Below are 21269 nucleotides of genomic sequence, written 5' to 3' on the forward strand. Positions count from 1 at the left end.
ACGGCCTCAGCTCAGGTCGTAGGTGGTGCGCTTGCCGAAGAACCTGACCTGCGCCACCGTGACCAGGAAGATGATCACGAAGAGCAGCGTGGACAGCGTGGCGGCGTAACCGAAGTCGAACTGCTTGAACGCGGTCTCGAAGATGCGGAAGTTGAGCACCTCGGTGCTGCGGCTCGGGCCGCCCGCGGTCATCGCGTAGACGGTGTCGAACACCTGGAACGCGCCGATCATGTTCGTCACCATGACGAAGAACATCGTGGGGTTGAGCAGCGGCAGCGTCACCCGCCAGAACCGCTGGGCCGAGGTGGCGCCGTCGATGGCGGCGGCGTCGTGCAGCTCCTTGGGGATGCCCTGCAGCCCGGCCAGGAAGAACAGCATGTTGTAGCCCGTGTACTGCCAGACGCTGACCAGCGCGACGGCGGGCAGCGCCCAGGCCGGGTCGGACAGCCAGTCGGGCCCGGTGATGCCGATCATCGCGAGCGCGCTGTTGATCGCGCCGTCGCGGGGGTCGAAGATCCAGCTCCAGATGAGGGCGAGCACGATCGGCGTGGCCATCCAGGGCACGACGAACAGCGCGCGGTAGAACCGCATTCCCGTGATCTTGCGGTCGAGCAGCAGCGCGAGCGCCAGGGCGAGCACGGTCTGCAGCGGGATGCTGAGCAGCACGTAGCCGACGGTGACGCCGAGCGAGTGCCAGGTCTCGCCGTCGCCGATCAGCCTGCGGTAGTTGTCCAGACCGGCGAACTCGGGCGCCGACAGCAGCTCCCAGTCGAACAGGCTGAGCACGATGACGATGACCATGGGCAGCAGCAGGAACGCCACCACCCCGAACAGGCTCGGCCCGATGAACAGGTACGGGTGCCAGCGGCCCCGCCTGCGGGGCGGCCGTTCGGCTCGGCGGGCCAGGCCGGCGGCACCGGCGACACGGCGCTGCGCGGTGCCGCTGGTCATGACGGGTCCGTCGCCGTCGGGACCATGAGCCGCCTGGTCGTCTCCAGGCCCCACTCGTCGAGCGCCGCGATCGGGTCGCTGGATCCGCGCAGCCCGCCCGTGGCCTCGATGTGGGCCGCCCACTCCTCCCTGGCCTCGACCTCGGGCCGCAGGATGATGCAGTCGGGGTCGTTCACCCACCAGCGTGCGTGCAGGAACTCGCGGGCCGCGCCGGTGAGCCGGGCGCCGAGCTGGGAGGGCTGGCTGATGTCGCCGGACTTGGGCAGCAGCGTGGGGGCCATGTCGGGGCTGACCCGCATGATGTCGACCAGCCCGATGCTGGGCAGCATGGGCGCGCCGCAGCCGTGCAGCGTGGTGTCGGGTCCCGCGCCCTTGCGGATGAGCTCCAGGCCCAGCCGGTACGCCGCGATCGGGTCGATGTCCTCGTGCCGCCGCCCGGTCAGCGCCCCGGCGTAGATGTAGTCGAGCTTGAAGTGGCTGATGCCCATCCCGGCCAGCGTGCGGAAGACGTTCACCAGGTGCTCGGCGGCCTCGGGGTGGGTGACGTCGAGGACGGCCAGCTCCTGGTTCCACATGTGGCCGGCGTACGCGCCGCCCACCAGCCAGTCGGGGTGCTCGCGGTGGATGCGGCTGCGGTGGCCGACGAGGAACGGCGCGGTCCAGATCCCGGTCCGCAGGCCGGCCTCGGTGACGGCGTCCACGGCCCGCCGGAGCGAGCCGAACCCGGGCCTGCCCTCCAGCCAGTCGCCGATCTCGGCCTCGTAGCCGTCGTCGATGAGGATCATCTCGGCGCCGACCCCCTCGTGCTCGCAGAGCATGAGGTTGTCGATGACGTCGGTGTCGGTGACCTTGTCCCAGTAGCCGTACCAGGTGCACCACATGGGCGGGACGGCGGGGAAACGCTCCGGCGCGTGGCCGCGCGCCATCTCGTCGGCCCAGGCACGTAACGCCCGGTCGAGGCCGCCCTCGTAGCGGTGGTGGCGTACCGGGCCGTCGGCGGAGACGACCAGCCGGCCGCCCTCCTCGCGGACCCTGATGGAGGGCACCTGCTCGGGGCCGGGCGCCGACCACAGCTCGACCACCCCGCTCTCGCCGCCGTCCGGCTCGATGGCGAGCAGCCCCTCGCCCTGGAAGACGCCGTCGGGGACGGGGGTCTCCGGCCGGTAGGCGAGGATCTGGATCGTCTCGGTGGCCGCCCGGGGCGGCGCGTCGGTCCAGCGGTACCGGCCCGTGGGGCTCCAGGACTGCCAGCCGTGCTCGAAGATCCGAGCGTCTTGAGGGCGGCACCTGACGTCGCCGACGTCCGCGAACGGCATGGGGCTCTCACTTCCTCAGCAACTTACGAAGGAGCACTTCATTAGTAGCACCGGCTCTCACAGAGGGTCAATGCTCCGATTCCTGCACCATGGGAGGCCGCCGAATTACACGGGTGCTGACGAGCTGGCATAATGGCGCCTTACAGAGGACACCTACATTAAGGACGGTTGATGGCGGACCTACGCGGCGGCGACCTGTCCCGGCTGCGGCAGCTCAACACCCTGACCGCCATCAGGGCGCTGCGCGGCGCCGGGCCGCTCACCCTGTCGGCGCTGGCCGAGCGCACCGGCCTGTCCCGGCCGTCGATGAAGGAGGTCACCGACGAGCTGATGGCGCTCGGCTGGGTCGAGGAGGTGCCACCGAGCCCCGGCACGATGGGCCGTCCTGCCCGCCGCTACCGGTTCCGCGCCGACAGCGGCTACCTCGTGGGCGTGGACATCGGGGGTCACAACATCCGCGCCGCCGTGTCCGACCTCGACGGGCGGATACTCGCCGAGACCCGGCGCCCGGTCGCGCCCGACGCGCCGCTCGATGAAAGGCTGTCCGCGATCGAGCAGGCCGTCTCCGGGTGCCTGACGCTCAGCCATACGGCGATCTCCGACGTGTGGACGATCTCGGCGGGCACGATCGGCGTCATCGACGTCGAGGGCCACGTCGTCTACTCCGCCGCCGTGCCCGCATGGCGCGATCTCGACCTGGCGGGCAAGCTGCGCGAGATGTTCCCCTGCCAGGTGCTCATCGAGAACGACAGCCGCCTGGCCGCCATGGCCGAGACCAGGCGCGGCGTGGCCAAGGGGGCGAAGGACGTGGTGTTCCTGCACGTCGGCAGGCGCATGGGCGCCGGGCTCATCATCGGCGGCAAGGTGCACCGCGGCTTCGGCGCGGCGGCCGGCGAGATCTCCATGCTGGAGGAGGCGCGCTGGTTCGACGCTCCCGAGCACCTGCAGCGGTGCGCGTCCGTGCCGCCCGGCACGCCGCCGGAGGACGCGGCCGGCCACACGCTGGCCGCCGCCCGTGACGGCGACCCGGTCGCGATCGAGGCCGTCGAGCGTTACGTCGACGACCTCGCCGTGGGCACCGCCGCCATGGTCCTCATCCTCGACCCGCAGATGGTGGTGCTCGGCGGCGGCTTCTCCCGCTCGGCCGACGTGCTGCTCGACCGGCTGCGCGACCGCCTGGAGCGGCGCTGCATGCGGCTGCCCGAGGTGCGCGCGTCGGCGCTCGGCGACGAGTGCGTGGTGGCGGGCGCGATCGACTACGCCGTCGAGCACCTGGACGAGCAGCTCTTCACGCCCGACGCGGGCCCGCTCCCGGTCACCCGCTGACTCCGGTCACGCGCTGAACGGCACGGGGGCCCGTTCAGCCGCATCGGGCAGCCTCAGGACGGGGCCGGCCGGACCGGAGCAGCGGGGCCGGGTCAGTTCGGCTTCGGCCTGGCCGGATCAGCCGCCGGAGATATCGGACTCGGCGTCGCCTTCGGGGATCGGGCAGTCCCACGGGTCGTCGAGCCATCCGTCCGGCAGGTGCACCTTCGGCCGCTCCCCCGACTTGCCGCGCGGCGTGTCGGTGTTGGGCGGCCACGGCTGGTCGCGCTCCAGCTTCGCCAGGCTCTCGCGCAGCGCGTCGAGCGACTGGGCGGTGGCGAGCTCGCGCCGCAGCTCGCTGCCGACCGTGAAGCCCTTCAAGTACCAGCCGATGTGCTTGCGGAAGTCGGCGATCGCGTAGCGCTCGGTCTCGAAGCTCTCCACCAGCCCCTGGGCGTGGCGGGCCATCACGTCGGCGACCTCGCCCAGCGTCGGGCGGGCCCGCTCGGCGCTGCCGTTGAACGCGTTCTCCAGGTCCTTGAACAGCCACGGCCGCCCGAGGCAGCCGCGCCCGACCACGACGCCGTCGCAGCCGGTGCGCGCCACCATCGCGAGCGCGTCGTCGGCGCACCAGATGTCGCCGTTGCCCAGCACGGGGATCTCCGGCACGGCCTCCTTCAGCCGGGCGATGGCCTCCCAGTCGGCGACGCCGCCGTAGTGCTGCTTGGCCGTGCGGGCGTGCAGCGCGATCGCCGCGACCCCCTCGTCGGCGGCGATCCGTCCGGCGTCGAGGTAGGTCAGGTGGTCGTCGTCGATGCCCTTGCGCATCTTCATCGTCACGGGCAGCGGCCCGGCGTTGGAGACGGCCTCGCGCAGGATGCGCCGCAGCAGGTTCCGCTTGTACGGCAGCGCCGCCCCGCCCCCGCGCCGGGTCACCTTGGGCACCGGGCAGCCGAAGTTGAGATCGATGTGGTCGGCGAGGTCCTCGTCCACGATCATCCGGACCGCCTTGCCGACGACGACGGGATCGACGCCGTAGAGCTGGATGCTCCTCGGCCGCTCCGACTCGGCGAACCTGATCATCCGCATCGTCTTCGGATGGCGCTCGACCAGGGCCCGCGTGGTGATCATCTCGCAGACGAAAAGCCCCGCGCCCTGCTCCCGGCAGAGCACCCGGAACGGCGCGTTCGTGATGCCCGCCATCGGCGCCAGCACCACCGGGGGCCACACCCCGATCGGCCCAATCTTCACCCCGTCAGTTGTAGCGCAGGTCAGGCCGTAACCGGTATTCCGCCCGATAGTCTGTGATCAGCATCGTCGGTTGAGGGGGATGGATGCTTCTTCGCGTACGCCTCACGCTGCCCGACAGGCCGGGCTCGCTGGCGCAGGTGACCAAGGCCCTGGGCGCCGCCGGGGCCGACATCACGCAGGTGACCGTGCTCGACAGGGGCGACGGCCGGGCGGTCGACGACATCACGATCTTCAGCCCCGAGAGCACGTCCAGGCAAGATCTGGCCAAATCCCTGGAGAGCATCGACGGCGTGAGCGTCGACGGCATCTGGCCCACACGCGAGGCGCCGGGCACCTACCCCGAGCTGGAGATACTCAAATACATCACCACCGCGGGCGACCGCGCGCTGACCACGCTGATCGACTCGCTGCCGGTGCTGTTCAGCGCCGACTGGGCGGCCACCGCCGCCGAGGGCCGCATCGTGTACGCGAGCTGGCGCGCGCCCGAAGACTTCACCCTCCCCGCCGACGTGCCGGCCCGGCCGACGGCGCTGACCATCGAGGGCGGCCCCCACCTGATCCACGCGCCGCTGCCGCCGCTGGCGCTCTCCCTGCTGCTCGGCCGCAGCGAGGGCCCGGCCTTCCACCGCATCGAGGTCCACCGGCTCACGCGGATCCTGGAGATCTTCCTGAGCCTCCCGGCGACCGAGCGAAGCGTGGCCCGCCAGCTCCGCAAGTAAGCATCCGGTCCGAAAACGCGCTATTGTTAACCACGCAACAGCGCGGAAGTGGCTCAGGGGTAGAGCATCACCTTGCCAAGGTGAGGGTCGCGGGTTCGAATCCCGTCTTCCGCTCGGAGAGGGGTTTGACCTCGGTGGCGTGGCCGAGAGGCGAGGCAGCGGCCTGCAAAGCCGTCCACACGGGTTCAAATCCCGTCGCCACCTCGATGGACGATTAGCTCAGCGGGAGAGCGCTTCCCTGACACGGAAGAGGTCACTGGTTCAATCCCAGTATCGTCCACCACGTGACGAAGCCCCCGGCCGTCTGGCCGGGGGCTTTCGCGTGTGTGCGCCTCACTGTCCGCAAGGCACCTTCCCGAGCGCACCTCACCACCACGTCGAACGGGTCCGCGCGCGAGGCGCCCCTGACGGAAAGCCGTGCGCGGGGCTTCCGCGGGCGCGCTCGCCACCGCCTGACGGGGCGCTGTGCGCAAGGCGCCCGACGGGGCCGTGCACGAGACCTCCGCGGGAGCGCGCTCACGACCCCCAAGGCCGCACACCCCGACCACCCGCAAGGTCTCCGCGGGCGCGCATCACGGCGTGGCGAGGCGTCCGGCGGTCGAAGGTCACCTACCGACGCGGGCCCGCGTGCGAGGTCACTGGCCGACGCGGGCCCGCGGGCGAGGTCACTGGCCGGCGAGGCCGGTGTGCGCGACGCCGCGGATGATCTGCCGCTGGAACAGCACGAACACGACCAGGAGCGGCAGCCCGGCCAGCACCACCGAGGCCATGATCTGCGCGTACCGCAGGCCGAAGGTGCCCTGCACGACGTTCGCCAGGCCCACCGGCAGCGTCATCGTGTTCGGGTCGGTGGAGACCAGGAACGGCCAGAGGAAGTTGTTCCAGGTGTTGATGAACGTGAAGATCGACACCGCCGCCAGCACCGGCCGCGACAGCGGCAGCACGATCGTGAAGAACACCCGCCACCGCCCGGCACCGTCCACGAACGCCGCCTGCTCGAGCTCCTCCGGCACGTCCTGGAAGAACTTCACCAGGATGTAGACGATCAGCGGCGCGGCCACCTGCGGCAGGATGATCGCCCACCAGGTGTCCACCAGGCCGAAGGCGACCATCTCGGCGAACAGCGGCGCGATGAGCACCTGCGGCGGCACCATGATGCCGGCCAGGATGATCCCGAGCAGCACCCGCTGCCCCTTGAACTGCGTGCGCGCGAACCCGTAGGCCGCCATCGCCGAGAACAGCACGGTCATGAACGTCACCACCACCGCGGTGACCGTCGAGTTGACCGCCCACTTGACGATGCCGCCGGTGCCGAGCACCAGCTCGTACGACTCGAACGTGATCCTGCTGCCGAACCACTCCAGCGGCAGCTTCGTGGTCTCCGACTCCGGTTTGAGCGACGTGGCCACCGCCCAGGCGATCGGGGCGAGCCACAGGACCGCCAGCACCAGCGCGGCGACCAGCAGGACGAACTGGCTGAAGCTGAACCGCCTGGTCACGACGCGGCCTCCTCGCGCTTGCGGAACAGCCGGAGCTGCACCAGGGAAACGATGACGATGATCACGAACAGGATGTACGACACGGCCGAGGCGTAGCCCGTGCGGTAGCCGGTGAAGCCGATGTCGTAGGCGTACTCGATGATGGAGCGGGTGGCGTCCTCGGGGCCGCCGCCGGTCATCAGGTAGATCTGGTCGAAGACCTTCAGCGAGGCCACCAGCTGCAGCACCACGATGAGCGCCGTGGTGCGGCGCAGCAGCGGCAGGGTGATCGAGCGCAGCTTGTCCCAGGCGTCGGCGCCGTCGATCGAGGCGGCCTCGTACAGGTGCTGCGGGATCGACTGCAGCGCGGCGAGATAGAGCAGGAAGTTGAAGCCGACCGTCCACCACACGGTGGTCAGCACCACCGACCACATGGCCATCGACGGATCGCCCAGCCAGACGATGTCGATGCCGAGCGTGCCGTTGATGAGGCCGTACTCGGGCGGGTAGATCATCTGCAGCCACAGGATCGACACCACGGCCGACGGCAGCAGGAACGGCCCGAAGAACGACAGCCGCCACAGCCACTGCATGAAGCGCAGGTGGTGCGCCAGCAGCGCGAGCGCCAGGCCGAGCAGCACCAGCGGGATTGTGCTGAGCACGGTGAAGACCAGCGTGTTCCACAGCGAGCGCCACATGCGCGGGTCGGCGAACGCCTCGGCGTAGTTGGCGAAGCCGATGAAGTGGTCGTTGGTGCCGGCGACGTTGACGCTGGACATGCTCATCTTGAAGCCGAGCAGCGTCGGCCAGATGAGGAAGATCGTGTAGATGAGCAGGAACGGGGCCACGAACAGCAGGCCGTGCTCCGTCCAGCCGCGCCGGACCTTCGATTTCACGGCGGCGACGGCGCTCGCGGGAGGCGCGACGGTGGCGGTCATGAGCGCTCCTCGGCGGGGAAGGGGTTCGGGGCCGTCATCAGCCGGTCGAGCGCCGCCTTGGCGGCGGCCAGGCCGTCCTCGGGGCTGCGTTCGCCGCTGAGGACGGGCGAGAACGCGCCGCCGAACTCGATCCACAGGCGCGAGGCCGACCCGGTGAACCACACCTGCGGGTCCAGCGCGACCTCCGTGATGACCGAGCGGTACTCCGACTGCGGGTGCAGCGCCAGGTAGTCGGGCTCTTCGAGCGCGGGCAGGTAGGCGGGCACGTGCCCGGCGACCGCCCAGTCGGCGCTGTTCTTGACCAGGTAGGCGATGAAGCGGTAGGTGGCCCGCTCGATCTCGGGGTCCCGGCTGCGCTGGTGGGGCAGGACGAACGCGTGGCAGTCGGCCTGCGCCGCGCCGGTGCCGAAGACGTTGGGGAAGCGGGTCATGCTGAACGGCGTGCCGCGCTCCTTCAGGCCGGTGGTCTCCCAGTCGCCGTTCCACAGGAACGCCGCCTCGCCGTTGGTGAACTTGGCGACGGAGGCGCCGTAGTCGGTGCGCGGGTCGCACAGCCCTTCCGTGCCGAGCCGCTGCATCAGCCGCAGCGCGTCCAGGGCCTTGGCGTCGTCGATGGCGATCGCGGTGTTGTCGGGCGTCAGCAGCGCGCCGCCGCTTTGCGAGTAGAGCGTCCACCACACTCGCCAGGGGCCCACCGTGCCCAGGCCGAGCGCGTCCATGGTGAGCGGCGGCTTGCCGCCCATCGCCTCCTTGGCCTTGGTCAGCGCGGCGATCAGCTCGTCCACGCCCGTGGTGGGCCGCAGCTTGCCGTCCTCGCCGAGCAGCCCGGCCTTCTCGCAGATGTCGGTGTTGTAGTAGAGCACCATCGGGTGGGCGTCGAGCGGGATGGCGTACAGCACGCCGTCGAGGTGCGCCCGCTGCCAGATGGGCGGGCTGAAGTCGGCGGCCTTCAGGCCGACCTCCGCCAGCAGGTCCAGGTTGATCGGGTCCAGGATGCGCCCGGCGCCGATGCCGGCCAGCCGGGAAAGGTGGAACGTGGCCAGGTCGGGCGAGCGCCCGCCGGCCCCGGCCATGGCGATCTTCGTGTAGTAGGGCTCGCCCCACTGGAGCACGTTCTCCTCGACGAAGATGTCCGGGTGCTCCTTGCCGAACGCCCGGACCATCCCGTTCATCGTGATGCCGTCGCTGGCGCCGAGGAAGTGCCAGTACCGGATGCGGGTCTGGGAGGAGCCGAACCCCACGGGGAGCGCGCATCCCGACGCTGCGGCGGCGACGAGGGCGAGGCCGCCGCCTAGAAGGTGCCGGCGGTTGATGTCAGGGGGACCGTGCACTGGATGGGCCTCTTCCTTGCACCGGGTTGTTTCGCTGACAGTGCTGACAGTTCTGGCGACGAAAGAAGGATTCAGGACAGCCGAGCGGCGCCTCCGCGCGGAGGCGGACATGGCGGGCCGTCCGGGTCGCGGAAGGCCGCCGCGCGTGCCCCGCGTTTCAGCGGGGTTACCCGAGTGTTAGCGGTAACAAGAAACCTGTCAAGACCCAGCGGGCAACCGCTTTCCCGCTCTTGACCTGGGACGTTGATAACGCTAACAATCGGGAAACGCGTAACGTCACGGAAATATCAGGGAGTCGCCTCCGTGCACCAGGCCACCATCACTCTCGACCCGGCTTTCAAGGTCGCCCCCGTACGCCGCCGCACGTTCGGCGCGTTCGTGGAGCACCTCGGGCGGTGCGTCTACACCGGCATATACGAGCCGGACCATCCGCTGGCCGACGACGACGGCTTCCGGCGTGACGTGCTCGAGCTGACCAGGGAGCTGGGCGTGTCCACCGTCCGCTACCCGGGCGGCAACTTCGTCTCCGGCTACCGCTGGGAGGACGGCATCGGCCCTAAGGAACAGCGGCCCCGCCGGCTCGACCTGGCCTGGCACAGCACGGAGACCAACGAGGTCGGCGTGGACGAGTTCGTCCGCTGGTGCCGCAAGGCCGGTGTGGAGCCCATGATGGCGCTCAACCTCGGCACGCGCGGCATCGCCGAGGCGCTCGACCTGCTCGAATACTGCAACCACCCGTCTGGCACGGCCCTGTCGGACCTGCGCGTCGCCAACGGCGCCAAGGAGCCGCACGGCATCAGGATGTGGTGCCTGGGCAACGAGATGGACGGCCCCTGGCAGACCGGGCACAAGACCGCCCGCGAGTACGGCCGGCTGGCCGCCGAGACCGCCCGCGCGATGCGCATGGTGGACCCGTCGCTGGAGCTGGTGGCGTGCGGCTCGTCCAGCTCCAGCATGCCCACGTTCGGCGCATGGGAGGCGGAGGTGCTGGAGGAGGCGTACGAGCTGGTCGACTTCATCTCCTGCCACGCCTACTACGAAGAGCGCGACGGCGACCTCGGCAGCTTCCTGGCCAGCGACACCGACATGCAGTACTTCATCTCGTCGGTCGTGGCCACCGCCGACCACGTCGGGGCGCGGCTGAAGTCGCGCAAGCGGATCAACATCTCCTTCGACGAGTGGAACGTCTGGTACCAGTCGCGCTTCAAGGACGCCGGCACCCCCGAGGACTGGCCGGTCGCCCCGCGGCTGCTGGAGGACCACTACCACCTGGCCGACGCGGTGACGTTCGGCGGGCTGCTGATCACGCTGCTGCGCAACAGCGACCGGGTGACGGCCGCGTCGCTGGCCCAGCTCGTCAACGTGATCGCGCCCATCATGACCGAGCCGGGCGGGCGGGCCTGGCGGCAGACGACGTTCCACCCGTTCGCGCAGACCTCCCGGTACGCCACGGGCGACGTGCTCCGGGTGGAGCCGGTCTCCCCCGTCTACGAGACGAAGGCGTACGGCGAGGTGCCGCTGGTGCACGCGGTGGCCACGCACGGCGAGGACGGCACGACGCTGTTCGCCGTCAACCGGTCGATGGACGGGCCGCTGTCGCTGGAGATCGACGCGCGGGCGCTGGGCGCGGTGCGGGTGGCCGAGGCGACCACGATGACCGACCCCGACGTCTACGCCCGCAACACCGCCGACGAGCCCGACCGGGTGGCGCCCAGGCCGAACCCGGACGTCGAGCAGGAACCGCTGCGCGTGCTGCTGCCGCCGGTCTCCTGGAACGTCATCCGCCTGACGACCTCCTGAGCCATCCGCCTGACGACCTCGTGGAGCCATCCGCCTGATGCCCGCCTGAGCCGCTTGGCTCTGGGCGGGCGCCGGCTCGGCCGGGCGTTCCCCAGCCCCGGACAGGCGGGTGCCGGGCTCAGGCGCGGGCGGTGCTGTCGCGGACGACGAGCTCCGGCTCGACCAGGCGGCGGCTCTCGGGCTCCGCGCCCGCCATGCGGTCGAGCAGCATGTGGAAGGCGTGCCGGCCGACCTCGCGGAAGTCCTGGCGGACGGTGGTCAGCGGCGGCCAGAAGTACGCGGCCTCGGGGATGTCGTCGAAGCCCGCCACGCTGACGTCCTCGGGCACCCGCTTGCCCGCCTCGCGCAGCGCGCGCAGCACGCCGAGCGCCATCTGGTCGTTGGCCACGAACACGGCCGTGAGGTCGGGCTCCTCGGCCAGGCGGCGGCCGAGCTGGTAGCCGGAGCGCGCGCTCCAGTCGCCGCGCAGCACGCCGGGCACCGGGCGTCCCGCGGACTCCAGCACGCCGCGCCAGCCGTCGATGCGGCCGTTGGCGTCGAGCCAGTCGGCCGGGCCCGCGACGTGCCACACGGTGTGGTGCCCGAGGTCGAGCAGGTGGCGGGTGACGCGGGCGGCTCCGGCGACCTGGTCGACCTTCGCCACCGGGACGGGGATGTCGTCGGCGGCGTCGACCGCGACGACGGGCATCTCGGGAGGCAGGTGTCGCAGCCCGTTGACGGCCGACTCGTGCGGCGCGACGATGATCACGCCGTCGACCCCCTGGGTGCGCAGCCGCTGCAGGCCCTCCTCCATGGAGGTGCGGTTGAGCGAGCTGAGGCTGGCGATGCTGACGTTGTAGCCGGCGTTCCTGGCGGCCTGCTCGATGCAGTAGAGCGTCGTGGCCGGGCCGTAGAGCGTGGTGTCGATGCTGACCACGCCGAGCACACCTGAGCGCCCGGTGACGAGCTGGCGGGCCGCCTGGTTGGGGCGGTAGTCCAGCTCGCGCACGGCGGCCAGGACCCGGGCCCTGGTCTCGGCGCGGACGCGATCGGGTGTGTTGAGCACCCGCGAGACGGTCATGGTGGAGACACCGGCCAGCACGGCGACGTCCATGAGCACCGCAGGCCGGCCGGGCTTGCTTTTCACCGCGGCTCACCCCCTTAGCGGTAACGCTAACAGGCCGGGCGGGCGAGCGCGCGATCTCAGCGGTCGCGTCAAGGGTGTCGTCAGGGCGCTTGATCGGTGGCCGGCCGGACGTTCTCAGCTAACTGCCAGGAACGGACAGTAATCTTCTTCCGCATGAACGTGCCGAGGAAGATGGACAACGCGCTGGTCACGGCCCTGACACGAGGCGCGCCCCGGCGTCCGGGCCCTGCCCCCGCCGGGAGGTGCGGCCGGTGAGGATCCGCTACCTCATGCTCGACGCGTACGGGGTGGGCGGCACGGTCAAGACCGTGGTCAACCAGGCGAACGCGATGGCCGCCGCCGGGCACGACGTCGAGCTGGTCAGCCTGGTACGCCGCCGCGACCGCCTGCACTTCGCCGTCGATCCCCGCATCACCGTCACCACTCTGGTCGATCAGCGCGCCGGCCGGCGGCCCGACTCGCTGGCCCGCAGGGCGTGGCGGCGGGTGCGCGGCAAGGTCGTGCCGCGCGGCGAGTTCGCGGCCGGGTACTTCACCGAGCGGGTGGAGTGGGCCGCGATGGAGTACTGCTCGGGGCTGCGGGACGGCGTCCTGGTCACCAGCCGGCCCGCGCTCAGCCTGATCGCCGCCCGCCGCGCCCGCAAGCCGGTGATCAAGGTGGCGCAGGAGCACATGAACCTGTCGGCGTACCCCGAGACGATCCGCAAGGAGATCGCCCGCCACTACGGCGCGCTCGACGCGGTCACGGTGCTGACGCGGGCCAACATGCAGGACTACCAGCGCCTGCTGCCGGGCACCCCGATCGTGCGCATCCCCAACGCCGTCGCGAGGGCCGACCGCAAGCGGTCCCGGCACACCGAGCCGGTCGTGATCGCGTCCGGGCGGCTGGTGCCGCAGAAGGGGTTCGATCTGCTGATCAAGGCGTTCGCGCGGGTGGTGGCCGAGCATCCGCAGTGGCGGCTGCGCATCTTCGGCGCCGGACCGCGCCAAGGAGAGCTGGCGGGCCTCATCGAGCAGTACGGGCTCGGCGAGCACGTGTCGCTGCCCGGCCACACCGCGCGCATGCACCAGGAGCTGGCCGGGGCGTCCCTGTACGCGCTCAGCTCCCGGTACGAGGGCCTGCCCATGACGATGATCGAGGCGATGACGCATGCGCTGCCGGTCGTCGCGTTCGACTGCCCGACCGGGCCCGGCGACGTGCTGACCGACGGGGTGGACGGCCTGCTGGTGCCGCCGGAGGACGTGGACGCGTTCGCCGCCGCGCTGAACCGGCTGATCGGCGACCGCGAGCTGCGGGTGCGCATGGGCAAGGAGGCGCAGGAGACCTCGCGGGCGTACGCGGCCGAGCACGTGATGCCGCTGTGGGAGGACCTGTTCTCGGAGCTGGCGGCGGGCGAACGGATCTCGGACACGTTCTGGCCGAGCCGCTGAGCGGAGTGGCCTGAACGGCCCGGCGGCTCCCCTCGCAGCCCGGCCCGACCCGCTGACCTGGCTCCCCTCGCAGCCCGGCCCGACCCGCTCACCGGCTCCCCTCACAGCCCGGCCCGACCCGCTCACCGGCCTCCCGGTGGCCTCTTATGGCCCGCTGAGCGGCTACCCCACGGCTTTCCCCGAAAAGATTTACCTTCCCTTTTCCCCGGAAATATCGGGGTTTCCGGATGAGTCTGCACAAAATCTGCCTCATTTCGGCAAAAGCAGGCCCAAGAGGGCGGCACTCTGTCCGCATGCGTGACCGGAAAGTTTTTCTGACCGCCATGGCAGGCGCACTTGCCCTGGTCACGGGGCTCACGGCGCCCGCCGAGGCCACCACCGCGACCTCCAATGCGGCCGTCACCGAGGCCTCCTCCAACCTGGCTCCCGCCCTCAACCCGGACGCCCCCGCCGTTTACGGCAGGGCCGCGTACCTGATGGACGCGAGCTCCGGCGACGTGCTGCTCGACAAGGCCGGCGACAAGCGCATGCCGATCGCCAGCCTCACCAAGACCATGACCGCCTACGTCGTGCTGAAGACCGCCAAGCCCACCGACGTGGTGCGGATCACGGCCGCGGACGTCGAGTACGCGGAGGCCGGCGGCGGCACCACCGCCGGCCTGCGGCCCGGCGACCGCCTCACGGTCGGCGAGCTGCTGTACGGCCTGATGCTGCCCTCGGGGGCCGACGCCGCACACGCGCTGGCCCGCACGTACGGACCCGGCGTCAAGGGCTTCGTCGCCAAGATGAACGCCACCGCCCGCGAGCTGGGCTTGAAGGACACCGAGTACGTCAACGCCGACGGCCTGCCCACCCCCAGGGGCGACGGCTACTCCACGGCCAGGGACCAGGCCGTGCTGGCCGCCGCCGCGCTGAAGGTGCCGCTCATCCGCAAGGTCGCCGGGACCCGCCGGCACTACGTCGACGCCAATGACGAGCACCGCTCGTACCTGTGGCGCAACACCAACCGCCTGATCGGCGACACCGACGCGATCGGCCTGAAGACGGGCTTCACCCGGGCGGCGGGCTACTGCCTGGCGTTCGCGACCGAGCGCGACGGCCGCCTGCTGGTGGGCGTGCTGCTCGACGAGTCGAGCTCCAGCCGCCGCTTCAGCACCGCCGAGAACCTGCTCGACTGGGGCGCCGCCCAGCGACGCGCCTGACCCCGGCACTCACGTACCCGCCGAGGAACACCGCACCCCCCGACCGCCCAAGGACCGACGTGCGGGACCGACGGACTCGCGGGAGCCTTCAACAGCCCATCCCGAAGGACCGCAGCCCGCATAGACCTGAAGGGGTCAGCGGACGCCTCGGGGGCGGAACTGGATGCTGATGCGGGGCCCGGCAGGCCGGTTGGTCTTGGGGATGGCGTGCTCCCACGTCCGCTGGCAGCTTCCGCCCATCACGATGAGGTCGCCGTGGCCGAGGTCGTGGCGGATGGAGGGCCCGCCCCCGCGCGGGCGGAGCATGAGCGAGCGCGGGTCGCCGACCGAGAGGATCGCGACCATGGTGTCCTCTGTGCTGCCCCGGCCGATCGTGTCGCCGTGCCAGGCCACGCTGTCGCGGCCGTCGCGGTAGAAGCAGAGCCCGGCGGTGCGGAACGGCTCGCCCAGCTCCTCGCCGTAGTAGGCGTCGAGCGCGCGACGGGCGTCGTCGAGCACCGGGTCGGGCAGCGTCTCGCCCTCGCCGTAGAACGCGAGCAGGCGCGGCACGTCGACGACGCGGTCGTACATGCGCCGCCGCTCGGCCTGCCAGGGCACCTGCTCGGCCAGCCGCTCGAACAGCGTGTCGGCGCCGCTCAGCCAGCCCGGCCGCAGGTCGATCCAGGCGCCGTGGCCGAGGTGAGTGCGGCGGACGGCGCCCGCCAGCGGCCCGAGCCCGAGCTCCTCGCCGAAGGAGAGCAAAGATGCTTGGAACGCGGCTGTCATGAAGCCGAGTCTACGTCACTCTTCAAACATCCTTTCGAGTAGGGCGGCGGAGCGGCCGCGCCGGTCACAGGGGGCGGCGGCCGGCGAAGCCGAGCTCCGTACGGTGGTACCAGCCGAGCTGCCGCTCCCCTTCGATCCAGCACAGCCGTACGGACACGCCGTCGAGCACGGCCGGGAAGTCGATGAGCACGGGCGCGATGCCCTTGACCTCGATGCCCTGCCGGCTCCACTCGGTGATGATCTCGTCGATGCGCGCCTGGAGCCCTTTGAGCTCGGGCAGGCCGCCCAGCTCGGACCGGCCGCCGGAGCGGCGGGCGAAGTCGATCTCGGCCATGTCGGCGCGGGCGGCGATCACTTCGGCGGCGTCCTTCATGACGCCGGGGAGCAGCAGGCGGGCCTCGTCCACGGTGAAGAGCCGGTCCATGGCCGACAACGTTACCGAGTGGGCTCGTAGGCGTGGATCAGCAGGCGTTCCGCATGGTCGAGGTAGTCGTCGAGATAGGCGGCGGCCTCGTCGGGCTTGCCCGACTCGATGAGCCCGAGCAGCGCGTGGTTGCGCTCGATGAACGGCTCGTGGAAGGCGCGCGGGTTCTCCATGACGTGGAAGACGAGCCGCAGCTCGGCGAAGAGCTGGCGCATCGCCTCGTCGATCCTGGGGCTCTCGTTGAGCGAGACCAGCGCCTGGTGGAAGCGGATGTTGGCGGTGCCGACGCCCTGCCAGTCGTCCTCCGCGGCGGCGCGCTCGGCGTCCTGCAAAGCCTCCTTGATCAGGGCCAGCGCGTGGTCGGACGGCGGGCGGCGCACGGCGGCGCCTTCGAGCACGCGGCGCACGCGATAGAGGTCGGAGACGTCCTCGGCGGACGGCAGGCGGACGAACACGCCCCTGTTGAGCCGGTGCTCCAGCAGCCGCTCGTGGCCGAGCAGCCGGAACGCCTCGCGCAGCGTGTTGCGCGAGACGCCGAGCGCCTCGGAGATCGACTCCTCCGACAGCCGCTGGCCGGGCTGGAAGAAGCCCTCGCTGATGCGGTCACGCAGGATGTCGGCCACCCGCTCGGCCGTGCTGCTGCGTCCCAGGCGGGGCCGGTCCTGAGAGAGATCAGCGACCACGTTATCCACATTCACCAGATAATCATGGAGCAAACCTCTTGTCGAATTGTTGAACGATCCTTACGTTGAAGACTATCCCCCAATCGATTCAAGGAGCGATCCGATGTCAGGCTCCACGCAACAGACCCGGCGGGTGATCCTCGCCAGCCTGATCGGCACGTCGCTGGAGTGGTACGACTTCTTCCTGTACACCACCGCGGCGACCCTGGTCTTCCCCAAGCTGTTCTTCCCGTCGCTCGATCCGTTCACGGCGGTCCTGGCCTCGCTGACCACCAACGCGGTCGCGTTCGTCGCCAGGCCGCTCGGCGGGGTGGTGTTCGGCCACTTCGGCGACCGGGTCGGCCGCAAGACCGTGCTGGTGGTGACGCTCCTGATGATGGGCGTCTCGACGTTCCTCATCGGCGTGCTGCCCGGCTACGCCGCCGTCGGCGTGCTGGCGCCGATCCTGCTCGCGCTGCTGCGGTTCGTGCAGGGGCTGGGTCTCGGCGGCGAGTGGGGCGGCGCGGTCATCATGTCGCTGGAGCACGGCGACGGCCGCCGTCGGGGCTTCAACGCGAGCTGGCCGCAGGTCGGCGTGCCCGCCGGTTACGTGCTGGCCACCGGCCTGCTGACGATCATGTCGTTCACGATGTCGGACACGGCGTTCCTGTCGTGGGGGTGGCGGGTGCCGTTCCTGCTGTCGGGCGCGCTGGTCTTCGTCGGCATGTGGGTCCGGCTGAAGATCACCGAGTCGCCGCTCTTCGCCGAGGTCGAGCAGCGGGGCGCGAAGGCCAAGATGCCGCTGCTCGAGGTGCTGCGGACGCACCCGAGGGCGCTGCTGTCGGCCTTCACCGCGCGTATCGGGGTGGACGTCGCGTTCTACACGTTCACCGCGTACATCATCGTCTACATCACCGGGACGCTGGAGCTGCCGCGCTCGTACGCGCTGAACGCCGTGCTCATCGGCTCGGCCCTGCAGCTCGTGCTGATCCCGCTGGCGGGCGCCCTGTCCGACCGGTACGGCCGCCGCCCGGTCTACCTGGCCGGCGTGGTCGGCGCGGCGGTGTGGGTGTTCGCCTTCTTCCCGCTGCTCGACACCGGCTCGTTCCCGCTGATCGCGCTGGCCGCCGTGGTGGCGCTGGTGACCCACGCCGCGATGTACGGCCCGCAGGCCGCGTTCATCGCCGAGCTGTTCAGCACGCGGCTGCGCTACAGCGGCGCCTCCATGGGCTACCAGGTGGCGGGCGTCGTCGGCGGCGCGCTCGCCCCGATCATCGCCCTGCAGCTGTACGAGTCGTTCCAGTCCACGATCGCGGTCTCCGCGTACGTGGTCGTCGCCCTGGCCGTGACCGCCGTGGGCCTGGCCATCGCTCCCGAGACCCGCGACCTCGACCTGGTCGCCGTGCCCGAGGACGAGGGCGCCCCTAAGGCCCGGCCGGTGGGGCCGTTCGCCTGACGGCCGGCCGGGGCACGTACCAGACACGAAACACCACGAAGCACGACGAGCAGCACCACGGAGCACCATCGCAGGAAATGCCGCGGAAGCAGCGGGCGGCGGCTGCCGACGCCGCCCGCGGGAAGGGGCCCCATGAGAACCGCCTTAGCCGTCATCACAGCACTCATCGTGTTCCCGCTGCTCGTCGGGAGCGTGCTGGGCTTGAGGAGCACGGACGGCGGCGAGGTGGCCGTCGTCCGCGACGGAGGCCCGCTCGATGACAACCGGGTCCGCCAGGTCATCGACCCCGGGTCGGGGCTGACCTGGACCGGCCTGTGGTCCTCCGTCCACTCCTATCCGGCCCAGCAGCGCTTCTACACGATCACCGCGGACGCCAAGCGGGCCACGGCGCTGGGCGTGGACGTGGTGACGGTGCCGAGCAGCGACGGCGTGAACCTCGGCATCGAGGGCACCTTCTACTTCACGCTCAACCTCGACCACGAGACGCTGAAAACGTTCGACGACAAGTACGGCACCCGCACCTACCGTGCCCAGAACGACCAATCGCTCCACGCGTGGGACGGCGACGCGGGCTGGTCCGCCTTCTTCGGCCAGGCCGTCCGCCCTGTGATCGACAATGCGCTGCGCAGCCAGATCGGCTCCCTGCGCTGCGCCGAGCTGGTGCCCTCCTGCGGGCTGCTGGAGAACGCCACGCTCAAGCCGCAGGACGGCAACACCGCCATCGCGCGGGTGCAGGACGCGGTCAACGCCTCCCTGGCCCGCGACCTGCCCGCCACGCTCGGCGGCGAGTTCTTCACCGACATGCGCTTCACGCTGGCGCATGTGACGCTGCCCGGCGAGGTGCAGCAGGCGGTGAACGAGTCGCTCGCGGCCATGGTGGCCGTCTCCGAGGCGGAGGCGAAGGTGGCCCAGGCCGAAGCGGAGGCCAAGGCGAACAAGGCGCGCCAGGACGGCTACGACAAGTGCCCATCCTGCGCCGAGATCGAGAAGCTGAAGGCGCTGCCGCAGGGCATCACCGTCTACGCCCCCGGCAACCCGCAGTCGGTCGTCATACCGTCCCGCTGAGTGCTCTGCGGACCAGGATCGGGCCCATGTCAACGGGGTTGTGACCGTATCGCCATCGATTCACCGAACAACCGTTTCGGAATGCGCATAAACTGCCCGCCTGTGAGCCTGCCTGTACGAGAACGTTCCCGCCGGCCGGGCGGTGGTCGTCACCGCCGTCCCGTGCCTACGTCCTTGCCGCCCGACGCCCCCGTGCTCGTGCTCGCCACCCCGGGCCCGACGGAAGGCGTGGCCGAGGAGATCGCGGCCGTGGTACGCGTCGACAACCCCCAGATCGAGGTGCTCCTGACGAGCGTGAGCGACCTGGCAGACTCCCTGCCCTCCGGCCGCGACGCCGTCGTCGTACCGCTGCTCACCTGGGATGATCCGGTCGTACTCGCGGAGATCGGCAAGGCCGTCGCCGCCGCCGGATCCAGCGCCGCCGTCACCCCCGCGCTCGGCCCGCACCCGCTGCTCGCCGAGGCTCTGCACATCCGGCTCGCCGAGCGCGGCCTGGCCAGAGCCGACCGGGTGCGCCTGCTCAACGTCTCCAGCCCCGTCGACGCCGTGATCCTCGGCACCGTGGGCGGAGAACGCGCCGTGCACGCCGTGCAGGCGACCGCGGTGCTGCTCGCGTCCAGGCTCACGCTGCCGGTGGTCGCCGCGGCGCTGGACGCCGAGCCCGGTGTGCCGGTCGCGGCCCAGCGGCTGCGCGCCGCGGGCGCGGAGCGGCTGGCCATCGCGCCCTGCATGATCGGCCACGAGGCGCCGCGCTCGCTGGTCGAGCAGGCCGCGGCGGCGGTCAACGCCGGTCACGCCGAGCCGCTGGGCTCGCACAGCGCCGTCGCAGAACTTGTCGCAAGGGCTTACGGTAGTCAACTCGCCTCTTGACAAGGGCTTGTGAAGATCACGGGACTCGCGTTACCGTCGGCGCATGCGCCGCGTGGTCTGCGAAGGCGAACGCGTCTGCCTCCGTGAGGTCACGGAGGCGGACGTCGCCGCTCTCCACGGCGTCTACGGCGACCCCGCGGCCACCCAGCACATGCCCTTCGGGCCGCTCGCCCTCCAGGAGGTGGCCGGCCTCGTCGACGAGGCCGTGAAGGCCGCCGCGGCCGAGCCGCGCCTGCTCTATCTGCTCGCCGTGCTCGACGCCCGGCACCGCGACGTGGTCGGGGTCGCGCGGCTGCGCATCGAGGCCGAGCTGCCGCACAGCGCCGAGATCGGGTTCGGCCTCCATCCCGGGCAGTGGGAGCGCGGCATCGGCACCGACCTCGTGCGCCTGCTGCTGTCGTTCGGGTTCGGGCGGCTCGGCCTGCACCGTATCTGGGGCGCCCGCTCCCCCGCCAACCTGCCCGCCCAGCTCGCCATGCTCACCGCCGGCATGGTCGAGGAGGGCCGCATCCGCCACCACCTGCGCACGCCGCAGGGCTGGCGCGACTCCATCGTGCACTCCGCGCTCGAAGACGAGTGGGTCGAGCGCTGATCCTCATTCCCCGCGTTCCACCGCCGCCGGGTCAAGCCCGCGCGGAGTTGCGGGCGCTGGGATTGTCGGTCGGGCATCCTACGATGAGGCACCTCACGGAGGGATAGTCACATGCTCGACTCGCTGATCGTGCCCCTGTTCGTCACCACGGACCTGCCGCCCGGGGCGGACCTGGCCGAGTTCGGCGAGCTGCTCGCCGAGACCGCGCGCACGCTCGGCGACGGCTATCCCGCGTTCCTGGCGGGCAACGTGTTCTGGCTCGACCGTCCCGTGCTGCCGGGGCAGCGGCCGCCGGCCGAGACCGAGCCGCGCTTCGCCGGCATGCTCGGCTACCTCGCGGCCTCCGGCGCCGGGCAGGGATCGCGCGAGGTGGTGTCCGACGTGCGGCGGGCGATCGGGGCCGCCGTCACCGCGCGGTACGGCGACGTGGGCGTGCCGCCCGCCGTGTTCGCGATCCGCGACCAGGACGTGCGCGAGCGCACCCCGGAGACCGCGATCTACGTCGACACCCGCGACGGGGCGGTCGAGCTGGCCAGCGCCACCCGGTCCTACCTCTAGCCCGGGTCGCCTCGTGCCGGGGCGCGGGGC

At 71.0% G+C, this 21269-nt stretch carries 20 protein-coding genes and 3 tRNA genes; 13 read left to right on the forward strand and 10 right to left on the reverse strand.

From position 1 onward, the window contains the following. Window positions 1-6 precede the first annotated feature (6 nt). Both AB0K67_RS28210 and AB0K67_RS28215 read right to left on the reverse strand, forming a co-directional pair. Window positions 7-951, reverse strand: a complete 945-nt coding sequence (locus tag AB0K67_RS28210; RefSeq protein WP_364066295.1) for a sugar ABC transporter permease — start codon at window positions 949-951, stop codon at window positions 7-9. Then, complete coding sequence (locus AB0K67_RS28215) at window positions 948-2267, reverse strand: glycoside hydrolase family 36 protein (protein ID WP_364066297.1); 1320 nt, start codon at window positions 2265-2267, stop codon at window positions 948-950. The genes AB0K67_RS28210 and AB0K67_RS28215 overlap by 4 nt, the downstream gene beginning before the upstream one ends. Window positions 2268-2438: 171 nt before the next feature. Here AB0K67_RS28215 and AB0K67_RS28220 point away from each other — a divergent pair, with 171 nt between their 5' ends. Next, entirely contained in the window at window positions 2439-3593 is a 1155-nt protein-coding gene (locus tag AB0K67_RS28220) for an ROK family protein (protein ID WP_364066299.1), read from the forward strand. A gap of 117 nt (window positions 3594-3710) precedes the next feature. Here AB0K67_RS28220 and dusB read toward each other — a convergent pair whose 3' ends face one another. Continuing rightward, window positions 3711-4823, reverse strand: a complete 1113-nt coding sequence (gene dusB / locus AB0K67_RS28225) for a tRNA dihydrouridine synthase DusB (protein ID WP_364066302.1) — start codon at window positions 4821-4823, stop codon at window positions 3711-3713. 83 nt (window positions 4824-4906) lie between these two features. On the opposite strand from dusB, the gene AB0K67_RS28230 reads away from it, so the two are divergent. The 4 genes from AB0K67_RS28230 (at window position 4907) to AB0K67_RS28245 (ending at window position 5825) form a co-directional block, all read left to right on the forward strand. Further along, window positions 4907-5542: an ACT domain-containing protein gene (locus AB0K67_RS28230; protein ID WP_364066304.1), complete on the forward strand. Its 636-nt coding sequence runs from the start codon at window positions 4907-4909 to the stop codon at window positions 5540-5542. Window positions 5543-5584: 42 nt separating this feature from the next. After that, a tRNA-Gly gene (locus AB0K67_RS28235) sits at window positions 5585-5656 on the forward strand. Between the two features lie 19 nt (window positions 5657-5675). Beyond that, window positions 5676-5746, forward strand: a tRNA-Cys gene (locus tag AB0K67_RS28240). A 4-nt stretch (window positions 5747-5750) separates the two neighbouring features. Then, window positions 5751-5825: transfer RNA gene (locus tag AB0K67_RS28245), tRNA-Val, on the forward strand. A gap of 382 nt (window positions 5826-6207) precedes the next feature. Here AB0K67_RS28245 and AB0K67_RS28250 read toward each other — a convergent pair. Genes AB0K67_RS28250 through AB0K67_RS28260 form a run of 3 tightly spaced genes read right to left on the reverse strand, consistent with a single transcriptional unit; the run spans window position 6208 to window position 9289 of the window. Then, window positions 6208-7041 (reverse strand): carbohydrate ABC transporter permease, encoded by an 834-nt coding sequence (locus AB0K67_RS28250; RefSeq protein WP_364066307.1) that lies wholly within the window; start codon window positions 7039-7041, stop codon window positions 6208-6210. Next, window positions 7038-7958: a sugar ABC transporter permease gene (locus AB0K67_RS28255; RefSeq protein WP_364066309.1), complete on the reverse strand. Its 921-nt coding sequence runs from the start codon at window positions 7956-7958 to the stop codon at window positions 7038-7040. Before AB0K67_RS28255 ends, AB0K67_RS28250 begins: the two co-directional genes overlap by 4 nt. After that, window positions 7955-9289 (reverse strand): extracellular solute-binding protein, encoded by a 1335-nt coding sequence (locus tag AB0K67_RS28260; RefSeq protein ID WP_364066311.1) that lies wholly within the window; start codon window positions 9287-9289, stop codon window positions 7955-7957. The genes AB0K67_RS28255 and AB0K67_RS28260 overlap by 4 nt, the downstream gene beginning before the upstream one ends. Before the next feature lie 303 nt (window positions 9290-9592). Here AB0K67_RS28260 and AB0K67_RS28265 point away from each other — a divergent pair, with 303 nt between their 5' ends. Continuing rightward, window positions 9593-11089, forward strand: coding sequence for an alpha-N-arabinofuranosidase (locus AB0K67_RS28265; RefSeq protein WP_364066314.1), 1497 nt, complete (start codon window positions 9593-9595; stop codon window positions 11087-11089). A gap of 118 nt (window positions 11090-11207) precedes the next feature. On the opposite strand, the gene AB0K67_RS28270 is transcribed toward AB0K67_RS28265, so the two are convergent. Beyond that, complete coding sequence (locus AB0K67_RS28270) at window positions 11208-12182, reverse strand: LacI family DNA-binding transcriptional regulator (RefSeq protein WP_364066703.1); 975 nt, start codon at window positions 12180-12182, stop codon at window positions 11208-11210. A 284-nt stretch (window positions 12183-12466) separates the two neighbouring features. Here AB0K67_RS28270 and AB0K67_RS28275 point away from each other — a divergent pair, with 284 nt between their 5' ends. After that, window positions 12467-13645 (forward strand): glycosyltransferase family 4 protein, encoded by a 1179-nt coding sequence (locus AB0K67_RS28275; RefSeq protein ID WP_364066316.1) that lies wholly within the window; start codon window positions 12467-12469, stop codon window positions 13643-13645. Between the two features lie 323 nt (window positions 13646-13968). Beyond that, window positions 13969-14847 (forward strand): D-alanyl-D-alanine carboxypeptidase family protein, encoded by an 879-nt coding sequence (locus AB0K67_RS28280; RefSeq protein WP_364066318.1) that lies wholly within the window; start codon window positions 13969-13971, stop codon window positions 14845-14847. A 135-nt stretch (window positions 14848-14982) separates the two neighbouring features. On the opposite strand, the gene AB0K67_RS28285 is transcribed toward AB0K67_RS28280, so the two are convergent. From AB0K67_RS28285 to AB0K67_RS28295, 3 genes are all read right to left on the reverse strand, one after another. Next, window positions 14983-15612 carry an alpha-ketoglutarate-dependent dioxygenase AlkB gene (locus tag AB0K67_RS28285; RefSeq protein ID WP_364066320.1) on the reverse strand — a complete coding sequence of 210 codons (630 nt, stop codon included), beginning with the start codon at window positions 15610-15612 and terminating at the stop codon, window positions 14983-14985. A 64-nt stretch (window positions 15613-15676) separates the two neighbouring features. Continuing rightward, entirely contained in the window at window positions 15677-16036 is a 360-nt protein-coding gene (locus tag AB0K67_RS28290; protein ID WP_364066323.1) for a DUF2203 domain-containing protein, read from the reverse strand. Between the two features lie 11 nt (window positions 16037-16047). Continuing rightward, entirely contained in the window at window positions 16048-16719 is a 672-nt protein-coding gene (locus AB0K67_RS28295) for a GntR family transcriptional regulator (RefSeq protein WP_364066325.1), read from the reverse strand. Between the two features lie 103 nt (window positions 16720-16822). Here AB0K67_RS28295 and AB0K67_RS28300 point away from each other — a divergent pair, with 103 nt between their 5' ends. From AB0K67_RS28300 to AB0K67_RS28320, 5 genes are all read left to right on the forward strand, one after another. Next, window positions 16823-18154 (forward strand): MFS transporter, encoded by a 1332-nt coding sequence (locus tag AB0K67_RS28300; protein WP_364066327.1) that lies wholly within the window; start codon window positions 16823-16825, stop codon window positions 18152-18154. A 132-nt stretch (window positions 18155-18286) separates the two neighbouring features. Beyond that, window positions 18287-19219: an SPFH domain-containing protein gene (locus AB0K67_RS28305; protein WP_364066329.1), complete on the forward strand. Its 933-nt coding sequence runs from the start codon at window positions 18287-18289 to the stop codon at window positions 19217-19219. 162 nt (window positions 19220-19381) lie between these two features. Next, entirely contained in the window at window positions 19382-20089 is a 708-nt protein-coding gene (locus AB0K67_RS28310; RefSeq protein WP_364066332.1) for a hypothetical protein, read from the forward strand. 43 nt (window positions 20090-20132) lie between these two features. Further along, on the forward strand, window positions 20133-20681 hold the full coding sequence (locus AB0K67_RS28315; RefSeq protein ID WP_364066334.1) for a GNAT family protein: 549 nt from the start codon (window positions 20133-20135) through the stop codon (window positions 20679-20681). Window positions 20682-20792: 111 nt separating this feature from the next. Continuing rightward, complete coding sequence (locus AB0K67_RS28320; RefSeq protein ID WP_364066336.1) at window positions 20793-21239, forward strand: hypothetical protein; 447 nt, start codon at window positions 20793-20795, stop codon at window positions 21237-21239. Window positions 21240-21269: the final 30 nt, after the last annotated feature.

Origin of the sequence: Nonomuraea sp. NPDC052634, assembly GCF_040678535.1 — a bacterium.
Lineage (GTDB): Bacteria > Actinomycetota > Actinomycetes > Streptosporangiales > Streptosporangiaceae > Nonomuraea > Nonomuraea fastidiosa.

What these genes read in the sequence shown, in the direction of transcription:
- AB0K67_RS28285 (WP_364066320.1), bottom strand. Translation starts at nt 15,612, where the DNA reads ATGACAGCCGCGTTCCAAGCATCTTTGCTCTCCTTCGGCGAGGAGCTC.
- AB0K67_RS28320 (WP_364066336.1), top strand. Translation starts at nt 20,793, where the DNA reads ATGCTCGACTCGCTGATCGTGCCCCTGTTCGTCACCACGGACCTGCCG.
- AB0K67_RS28300 (WP_364066327.1), top strand. Translation starts at nt 16,823, where the DNA reads ATGTCAGGCTCCACGCAACAGACCCGGCGGGTGATCCTCGCCAGCCTG.
- AB0K67_RS28220 (WP_364066299.1), top strand. Translation starts at nt 2,439, where the DNA reads ATGGCGGACCTACGCGGCGGCGACCTGTCCCGGCTGCGGCAGCTCAAC.
- AB0K67_RS28305 (WP_364066329.1), top strand. Translation starts at nt 18,287, where the DNA reads ATGAGAACCGCCTTAGCCGTCATCACAGCACTCATCGTGTTCCCGCTG.
- AB0K67_RS28210 (WP_364066295.1), bottom strand. Translation starts at nt 951, where the DNA reads ATGACCAGCGGCACCGCGCAGCGCCGTGTCGCCGGTGCCGCCGGCCTG.
- AB0K67_RS28230 (WP_364066304.1), top strand. Translation starts at nt 4,907, where the DNA reads ATGCTTCTTCGCGTACGCCTCACGCTGCCCGACAGGCCGGGCTCGCTG.
- AB0K67_RS28290 (WP_364066323.1), bottom strand. Translation starts at nt 16,036, where the DNA reads ATGGACCGGCTCTTCACCGTGGACGAGGCCCGCCTGCTGCTCCCCGGC.
- AB0K67_RS28270 (WP_364066703.1), bottom strand. Translation starts at nt 12,182, where the DNA reads ATGGACGTCGCCGTGCTGGCCGGTGTCTCCACCATGACCGTCTCGCGG.
- AB0K67_RS28280 (WP_364066318.1), top strand. Translation starts at nt 13,969, where the DNA reads ATGGCAGGCGCACTTGCCCTGGTCACGGGGCTCACGGCGCCCGCCGAG.
- AB0K67_RS28255 (WP_364066309.1), bottom strand. Translation starts at nt 7,958, where the DNA reads ATGACCGCCACCGTCGCGCCTCCCGCGAGCGCCGTCGCCGCCGTGAAA.
- AB0K67_RS28315 (WP_364066334.1), top strand. Translation starts at nt 20,133, where the DNA reads ATGCGCCGCGTGGTCTGCGAAGGCGAACGCGTCTGCCTCCGTGAGGTC.
- AB0K67_RS28215 (WP_364066297.1), bottom strand. Translation starts at nt 2,267, where the DNA reads ATGCCGTTCGCGGACGTCGGCGACGTCAGGTGCCGCCCTCAAGACGCT.